The organism is Pseudomonas citronellolis (assembly GCF_029335315.1).
Classification (GTDB): Bacteria; Pseudomonadota; Gammaproteobacteria; order Pseudomonadales; family Pseudomonadaceae; genus Pseudomonas; species Pseudomonas citronellolis_A.
Genome location: NZ_JARJLT010000381.1, coordinates 42325 through 49801, shown reverse-complemented (window position 1 = coordinate 49801; position 7477 = coordinate 42325). Strand labels below are relative to the sequence as shown.

At 64.8% G+C, this 7477-nt stretch carries 9 protein-coding genes; all 9 read right to left on the bottom strand.

Features of this window, described 5'->3' with window-relative positions; all coding sequences use genetic code 11:
* Positions 1-156 precede the first annotated feature (156 nt).
* Entirely contained in the window at positions 157-876 is a 720-nt protein-coding gene (locus tag P3W75_RS29080) for a hypothetical protein (protein WP_276230784.1), read from the bottom strand.
* Positions 877-923: 47 nt separating this feature from the next.
* Positions 924-1820 (bottom strand): DNA cytosine methyltransferase, encoded by an 897-nt coding sequence (locus P3W75_RS29075; protein ID WP_276230783.1) that lies wholly within the window; start codon positions 1818-1820, stop codon positions 924-926.
* A gap of 56 nt (positions 1821-1876) precedes the next feature.
* Complete coding sequence (locus P3W75_RS29070) at positions 1877-3034, bottom strand: RNA-directed DNA polymerase (RefSeq protein ID WP_276230782.1); 1158 nt, start codon at positions 3032-3034, stop codon at positions 1877-1879.
* Positions 3035-3238: 204 nt separating this feature from the next.
* Positions 3239-3595: a four helix bundle protein gene (locus tag P3W75_RS29065; RefSeq protein ID WP_276230781.1), complete on the bottom strand. Its 357-nt coding sequence runs from the start codon at positions 3593-3595 to the stop codon at positions 3239-3241.
* A gap of 53 nt (positions 3596-3648) precedes the next feature.
* Positions 3649-4257, bottom strand: coding sequence for a DUF1566 domain-containing protein (locus P3W75_RS29060; protein ID WP_276230780.1), 609 nt, complete (start codon positions 4255-4257; stop codon positions 3649-3651).
* 87 nt (positions 4258-4344) lie between these two features.
* Positions 4345-4968 carry a DUF1566 domain-containing protein gene (locus P3W75_RS29055; RefSeq protein WP_276230779.1) on the bottom strand — a complete coding sequence of 208 codons (624 nt, stop codon included), beginning with the start codon at positions 4966-4968 and terminating at the stop codon, positions 4345-4347.
* A 31-nt stretch (positions 4969-4999) separates the two neighbouring features.
* Entirely contained in the window at positions 5000-5461 is a 462-nt protein-coding gene (locus tag P3W75_RS29050; protein ID WP_276230778.1) for a hypothetical protein, read from the bottom strand.
* Positions 5458-5685: a hypothetical protein gene (locus tag P3W75_RS29045; RefSeq protein ID WP_276230777.1), complete on the bottom strand. Its 228-nt coding sequence runs from the start codon at positions 5683-5685 to the stop codon at positions 5458-5460. Before P3W75_RS29045 ends, P3W75_RS29050 begins: the two co-directional genes overlap by 4 nt.
* Positions 5686-5733: 48 nt before the next feature.
* A complete protein-coding gene (locus P3W75_RS29040) occupies positions 5734-7476 on the bottom strand; it encodes an AAA family ATPase (protein ID WP_276230776.1) in 1743 nt (580 codons plus the stop codon).
* Between the last annotated feature and the right edge of the window lies 1 nt (position 7477).

The window sequence follows — 7477 nt, the reverse complement described above, 5'->3', positions numbered from 1 at the left end:
ATGTGCTGGTAGGGAGTGCGGCCGGCGCGTTGGATGATCCAGCCGGCGACCAGGGGGACAGCCAGCAGCTTGGCGAGCAAGCGCCAGAAGAAATTGAGCACGGGGAATCCTCGGCGCCTGCTGGCGCGGGAAGTAGTTCTGGGAAGTTGCGGAAGGTCAGGCAGCAGCGGCTTGCTTCTGGGCCAGGATGGCGCGCGCAGCGTGGCGGATCATGTAGAGCTCGCGCATCAGGGACTCGGCCGGCGCGGTGGTTCTGATCTCCCACCAGTCAGGCCCGAGGCCCAGCGTCTCGCAGTGCTCGCTCATGAACACGGCGGCGTGGTGCTGGTCGCCAATGTCGGTAGCCTCGGCGAGCAGGTCGTCCCACTCCTCCCATCTCGCAGAGGCATCGTCGTACTTGCGAGCTTCTGCCCGAACGAGGGCTCGGAGGTCTCCCCAGCGGCTGCCATCAGACCAGCGCTTCCTTTCGTCGATCACCCAGGCGGGCAACTCCTCGTAGGCATCGTAGTCAGCCTCCCCGGCGATGCGCTCACAGACGCCATCGATAAGGGCCCGGCGGAAGGCTGTCTCGTCGAAGTCCTTGGTCTTGCACTTCTCGTCGAGCTTCGAATGGATGTAGTAGCCGACGTCGTCGCCGGCCAGGAAGTCGATGCCGTAGCCGAGCCCGACGCTGAAGGTCAGGTTGGCGATGTCACCCACGACCGCGATGCCGAAGCGGGTCATCATGATGTCGAAGGCGTAGGCGGTGGAGCCTGGCTGCTTGCAGCGCCAGACCTTCACGTCGTCATTGTCGACCAGCGCCAGGAACTGGTGATTCTTCAGGATGCTGGCGGCCTGGGCCGCGCGCTCGTCGCGCAGCTGTTCACGGGTATTCATGGGGTGTCCTCGCGCCGCCGCGGCGCAATGGCATGGAGTGGGGTAGGTCAGGAAGTTGCTTCGAGGTAGGCAGCTACGAACTGCGTCGCCGCTTCAGCATTGATGGCGTTTCCGTAGGCGCGCAGGCGTCCCACTCGGGCGGGAGCCCCATGAGCCAGCGGGAATGTGCCGGGTTCAACTGGCCGCCAGACGCCTCCTCGATCGGCGCAGTAGATCCACTCGGCGTCGGACCATATGCCGCTGACCGCGCCTGCAGGTCCAAATGAGCATTCCCGCCGCCTTTGGTCTTCGTCGTTCGTCCGCCACTCCCGTCGCTTGCTTTCGGCGTTGCCCATGCCGCGAATAGCGCTGCGTCGCAGAGCGTCGTCCCGTCGTGATGCTTGCTGTGAGGATTCGACCGCCCGGACGTCTTGTTTCTTCCGCCTCTGCTGTCGTTGACGGTCGGCGTCGGCCACGAAGTAAAGCCGTCCGCGCCAGTGCGGTGCGCCGTAGCCCGCAGAAGGGGTAATGACCGCCCCGCAGGCGTACGCCAATCCTTCCAGGTCAGCTTGTACAAGGTCGAGCCAGCCAAGGCCGTCACTGCTTTCAACCTGCTCTCCAAAGACGATTGCAGGGCGGCGCTCCTTGATGAGATGGAACCAGTCGGGCCACAGATGCCGCTCATCATCAAACCCAGATTTTTTGCCTGCCGCGGAGAAAGGTTGGCAAGGACAGGAACCGGTCCAAACAGGTCGGTCATCTGGCCAGCCGGCGCGCCGAAGGGCGAGTGACCAGGCGCCGATGCCGGCGAAGAAATGGCACTGGGTGTAGGGCTTGAGGTCATCTGGGTGAACGTCCTCTATAGATCGTTCGTCGACGTCGCCTGGCGCGATGTGGCCGGCGGCGATCAGGTTGCGGAGCCACTGGGCGGCGTAGGGATCAATCTCGTTGTAGTAGGCCGCCATGATTTCTCCAGGTAGAGCGCCGCCGAGCCGCGGTGCAGCGGAGGGCGTGTGGTTGGTTAGCGTTTCCGGAAGGTCTTGGTGATGGCGCCGTTGATCGAGCGCCCTCTGCGCAGAAGCACGTTCGCTAGTGCAGCGCGATCGGATTGGCTGTGAGATGCCTGTCGGAACAGGCCGAAGTAGGAGTTGGCCACTTCCAGAAGGTCGTCTTCTGGCGCTGCGCCGACGCGGCGCAAGGCTTCCTTCACCGTTCGCTTCCGTGTGGTGCGCCGCCAGGGCTTGATGACGTGGCCCACGAAGTCGATTCCGCGGTCTACCGGCTGCAAGATCGTCTTCGACGGGTTGAGCCTGGCGCCAAGGCTAGGCAGGAAGTCCTCGATCGCCTCGCGCCACTCGTTCAGCTGCTGCGGTGACTCGTGCAGCAGCAGGAAATCGTCGACGTAGCGGACGTAGTACCGGGCGCGTAGCTGGTGCTTCACGAACTGGTCCAGATCGTTCAGGTACACGTTCGCGAAGAACTGGCTGCTCAGGTTGCCGATGGGCAGTCCAAGGTGCGCCGGCTGTGAAGTCAGGCGCTTGTGCTGCGACACCTGGTTGAACAGATGGCGAGGGCTGCGGGTCTCGAAGTTCTCGCGCGGGTCGTGCCAGAGGATCTGCAGCGCCAGAGAGCGCCACCAGGGCTCATGGATCAGACGCACCAGCTGGTTGCTGAGCACGCGCTTGTCGATCGAGACGAAGAAGTTCGCCAGGTCCATCTTCAGGTAGTGGGCCGGGCGGCTCCAGTTCTGAGTCGCGCTGCGTACCTTCGCCTCCAGGCGCTCGGCGGCGTATAGAGTGCCGCGGCCTGGAATGCAGGCGCAGCTATCGGCGATGAACTGCGCTTCGATGCCGGCGCCGATGTGGTTGTAGAGAAGGTGGTGGACGATCCGGTCCCGGAAAGCGGCGGCCCAGACTTCCCTGGCCTTCGGTCGGGTGACCACGAAGCAGATGGAGCGACCTGGGCGGTAGGTTCCCGATGCCAGGTCCTCGTGCAGGTTGATGAGATTCCGCTCCAGGTCCATTTCGAAAGCCAGCGCACTGGCGCTGTTGCGCTTGGTGCGCCGGCAGTCGTAGTAGGCCTGGACAAGATCGCGGAACGGGTAGGGCGCAACAGTTGAATCTGCGGACTGGGCGGACGCGGAGCTCGTTGTTCTTGTCGTTGTTGTTCTGGTTGCCATCGTTGAAGTTCATGTTGAAGGCGTTGTTGGCGGAGCGCTGCGACCAATCGTGCTATCTACGTCGCCCGGCCGATTGCTCAGCAGGGAAACTGCGCGGGACCTGCTCGACCGTTCCGTCGATGGTTTCCCTGATGCGCATGGCGGTGGCCCGAAGGCCAGCGGCACGACCAGATACAAATCGCACAGACCTGATCGCCGTGACGGTCAGGTAGCGGGCGCGGTTGCGGTGTTGCGTTTCCAGGCGTTGGCTTGTTTGCCGATGGATGCGGTGAGCTGAATCGCCTGGGCGTGCTGCGAGACGCTGATGAAGCGTTTCTCCTTGAACAACCGGAGCAGGAACTCGATCACCTGAACGCGCTCAACAAGCGTTCCCAGGTGCTGCTGTTTGTCCCTCGCCGCATTGGCCCTGGCGATCAGCACCATCACTTCAATGCACTCATCCCTGACCTTGGCGCCAAGCCCTGCCTTGAAGTCGCGCGGGATGTTCCGCGTAATGTCAGTGGCTAGGCTGAGCAGGTCAAAGGCGACCTTGTGGATCGGCAAATCCGTGTGCATGGCCATCGGTAAAGCTTCCTGAAATCACCGGCCGCAAGCGGCCGGATTAAATGAACGAATCAATCAATTAGCTGGCTGCGGACTGGGCGGACGCGGAGCTCGGTGAGCTTGCCGTAGCCGTCCTGGCCGCCACCGTAGAAGACCATGGTGAAGGCGTAGCCGGCGGAGCGCTGCGTGCTCGACCAGTACGCACGCGGCTGGAAGGCTTCCGCGCCGCCAGCCTTGAAGGCCTCGACGGAGGTCTGCGCCGGGGATTCCTCGCTGTACAGCTCCCCGGGCGGGATGCTGGAGTTGTTCTCGCCATCGCGGCCCCAGCAGTAGTTCTCGTCGGTGGTCGGCTTGAGGTTGCGGTACTGCTGCTCCTGAACGTCGCGAGCGGGGATCGCCCAGTCGGCGTGCCCACCGATCTTCAGCGCGAGAACCTGCTGCGCCAGTTCGCTGCCAGCGGCGGCCATGGCCTCGGTGTTCGCACGGCTGTCGGTCAAGCTGTCCGCGCCTTCGATCTTGACGCCGTACTCGCCCCACTCGCCGACCAGCTCGTGCTCGGCGCCGGATGTGATCGACACGTGACGCTTGCCGTCCTGCATGTAGTAGCCGGAGACGAATCCGCCGCCGTAGGGCTGGCCGATTTCCGGGATGGTGGTTGCTGCCTGTGCTGCTGCTTGCATGGGTGATTCCTCTTTTTCGGGCAACAAAAAGGCGCTTCTGCGCCCTGGGAAGGTGATGGCCTGGCGACCAAATGAATTACTGAAGGATCAAATGAATACTCTGCGGACTGGGCGGACGCGGAGCTCGAGGATCTTGTCGTTGAGGCTCTGGTAGCCACCGTTGAAGACCACGCAGAAGGCGAAGTCGGCGGAGCGCTGCGAGCTGGACCAGTAGTAGCAGTCCTTCGCGAACAGGTCGGGGACGTTCAACCAGCCCTGGTACAGCTCAGCGGCGGCCGGCAGGTAGAAGTCACCGTGCCCATCTGCCTGATATTCGGCGCAGGCCTTCGCAGCTGGATGACCGCCGTCGTTGAGCAGGCATTCAGTGTTGGCCAACCCATCGGTCTTGCTTGTCGCTCCGGACTCTTCGCCACGGCCTCCCCATTGGTGGCTGCCAACGTCCTTAGCGGCGAATACCAAGTAGTGGGCGGGAACTCCGTCGCGGGCCGGCACGAAGCCGCCGTTGTGGCCACCTTGCCCGGGCCAGTATTCGCCGAGTGCAGGGATGGCCAGGTCGCTGGCGAGCACTTCGTTGGAAGCCGGCATCGGAGGCGTTTGCGGGAGTCCGACATGGGCCAGCGCCGCAGCGATGAAGGTGGTGGCAACAACATGCGCCGGGACCTTTACAACCCAGCCTTCCGGTGCCTTCACGGTGATCATTTCTTGTTTCATGGGGGTTCCTTGATCCTGGGGGAGTGGTGGTTCAGGCGGCTTTCTGCTGATTCCAGGCGCCGACGGAATCGAACACCCGGGCGGCCTGGTCTTCATCGAGCGAGACGTCGGTTGGTATGGCGATCCAGCCGGAGCCGATCAGGTGGTTGGGGTTGCACTCGCCGCGGAGCGATGTGTAGGTCGATTCGATGGCGTCGGTCAGGTGCTCGGCCAAGTAGATGCCTTGCGGAGCGATCTCCACGGCCTTGATGTAGCGCTTGCCGAACTGGTCGGTGCACAGGGCGCCGAGGTAGATCGTCCAGTGGTGCGGGATGTCGCAAACCGCATCAACCAACTGCTGGCCGGATCGGATCGGCTTGCAGCTCTTCCAGTTGACTAGGGACTGCCAGCCGCTCGGGTCGATGTTCACCACGGCGACGTAGTTGGTCCGGAGTAGGGCGCGGCAGGATCGCTCCAAGCGTGCCCGGGCGTTGTTCGGCTTGCGCTTCTTCACAGGGCCTCCGCGAGCTTCCGCAGCAGCCGGCGCTCGGCCTGGGTGATGCCGGGCCGCTTGCGCCAGAGGATGGTGGATGGGTCGATGCGCTTGGAGCGTGGTGGCATTGGCTTCACGTCGGTGAAACCGGTCACCTGCTGGGGCTGGATGCCGGAAGCCTCGACCAGGGCGGCCAGGTGCGCAGCATCCTCCGCTCGGCGCGAGGGGGTGATCTTGCATTCCATGGGGACGGCTCGTGGTACTGGGCGCCATTGCGGCGCCCGTGTTGAGGGTCAGGCGGAGGCCTGGTGCTCGTGCTCGGCGATGTGACCGGCTTCGATCCAGACCGCCTGCAGCCATTCCGGCGTCTTCGCCATCGGCTCTTTCATGGTGCCGGCGACGATCACCGAATCGACATCCCGGTCGAAGGTCACGGTGCGCATCAGCACCATGGCTTGGCTGCGGCTCGGCAGATCGAGCACGTCGAGGCGATCCAGCAGCGCCACGCGCATCCCCGAGATCGTCGCGATGGCAATGGCCAGCGTGGCGTCGCACCGCCAGCGTTCCGACTCGGACAGCAGGCCATAGAGCCGGCCACCAAAGGTCACGTCGATGTCGGCGCTGATCTGCACCGGCGACCAGCCGGCGGTGCCGGACAGGCGCTTCAGGGTGTCGTTCACCGGGCCGATGGCATCGGCGAGGATTTCTGCCGGGATGCCGGTCGGCGACAGGGCGTCGGCCATGCCGGACCACGCCACCACTTCCTGGTGCGCGGCCCGCGCTTTCGCGGTAGACACCTCGCGCTGGGTGGCGGCTTCCAGGGCTTCCTGAAGGGCCGCCAGCTTGGCGCGGCTCGCGTCGCGGGTCTGGCGCAGCTCGTTGATGGCCTGCTCGCCGTTGGCGATCGCTTCGGCGCTCGGCGTGCTGGCGGACTCGGCTTCCAAGGCCTTGATCTGCTCGGCGGCGCCCAGGCTCTCGTCCAGGTCGCGCTGGCTGTTTGCCACGGCACGCTGGGCGCTGGCCAGATACTCGCGGTACTCCGGAAGGCGGCGGGCGGCCTCTGCGTCGGAAACCTGCTCGGGCGGCTGGTGGATCACCAGGGCGCCGGCCTGCAAGTCCACCGCGCCTTGGCAGTGGGGGCAGGTCAGCGGCTGATGCGGCACGCTGCCGGCCGAGGCAAGCTCGGCGGCCATGACCTTCTCGGACCACTCGTCCTGATTCTGCTCGTCCGTGGTCAGCTTGTTGCGGCGGCGTGGCTCCAGTTCGGCGAGTTCGCGCAGCTTGACGATGCGCTGGGCACGGTCGTCTGCCGACTGGCGGGCCTGCTTGCTGGCGCCGAGGGCCTGTTGCGCCTCGGACAGGTCGTTCTCCAGCAGCTGCAGGGCGTCGCGGGCTTCGGCGACCTGGTCGTCGGTCACTACGGTAGCCGCCAGTTCCGGCGCCCAGTCGATGGCCTTCTCGCTGCCGTAGTTCTCGCCGGTGATCGCCTTCCAGGCGCCTCGGGCCTCGCTGGCGTAGGCCTTGGCCTGGTCGACCGCCGCAGGGAAGCCGGAACGGAGGAGAGGCTTCACCTTCTCGAACAGCTTCAGGTCCAGGCCTTTGCCCTCCACGCGCTTGGCGACTTCCGCCGGGCTGGCGCTGGCGCCGCTGAGGTCGAACAGCACCCGGCGGCGGTCCTTGGCGTCCAGGCCGGCGAAGCGACTGGCGTCGAGCACGTAGGGCAGGAACGGCGAGTCGCCGAGAGGAGCGTTCTTCCCGGTGGGCAGCATCACCCAGGCGGCCTGCTCATCGCCGCCGGCATCGATGTAGGTGACGTGGGCCTCACCCTTCTTGGCGCCCTCGGTGACCAGCTTGTCGATCTCCTTCTTCAGTGAGACGCGGCGCGGTTGGCCGTTGAAGGCCATGGCGATGGCGTCCAGCAGGGAGCTCTTGCCGGCGCCGTTGTGGCCGGCCACCAGAAGCACCGGCGCAGAAACATCAAGGGCCGCATGATGCAGCCCTTGGAAGTTGGTGATTTCGAGTTTCGTGATGCGCATG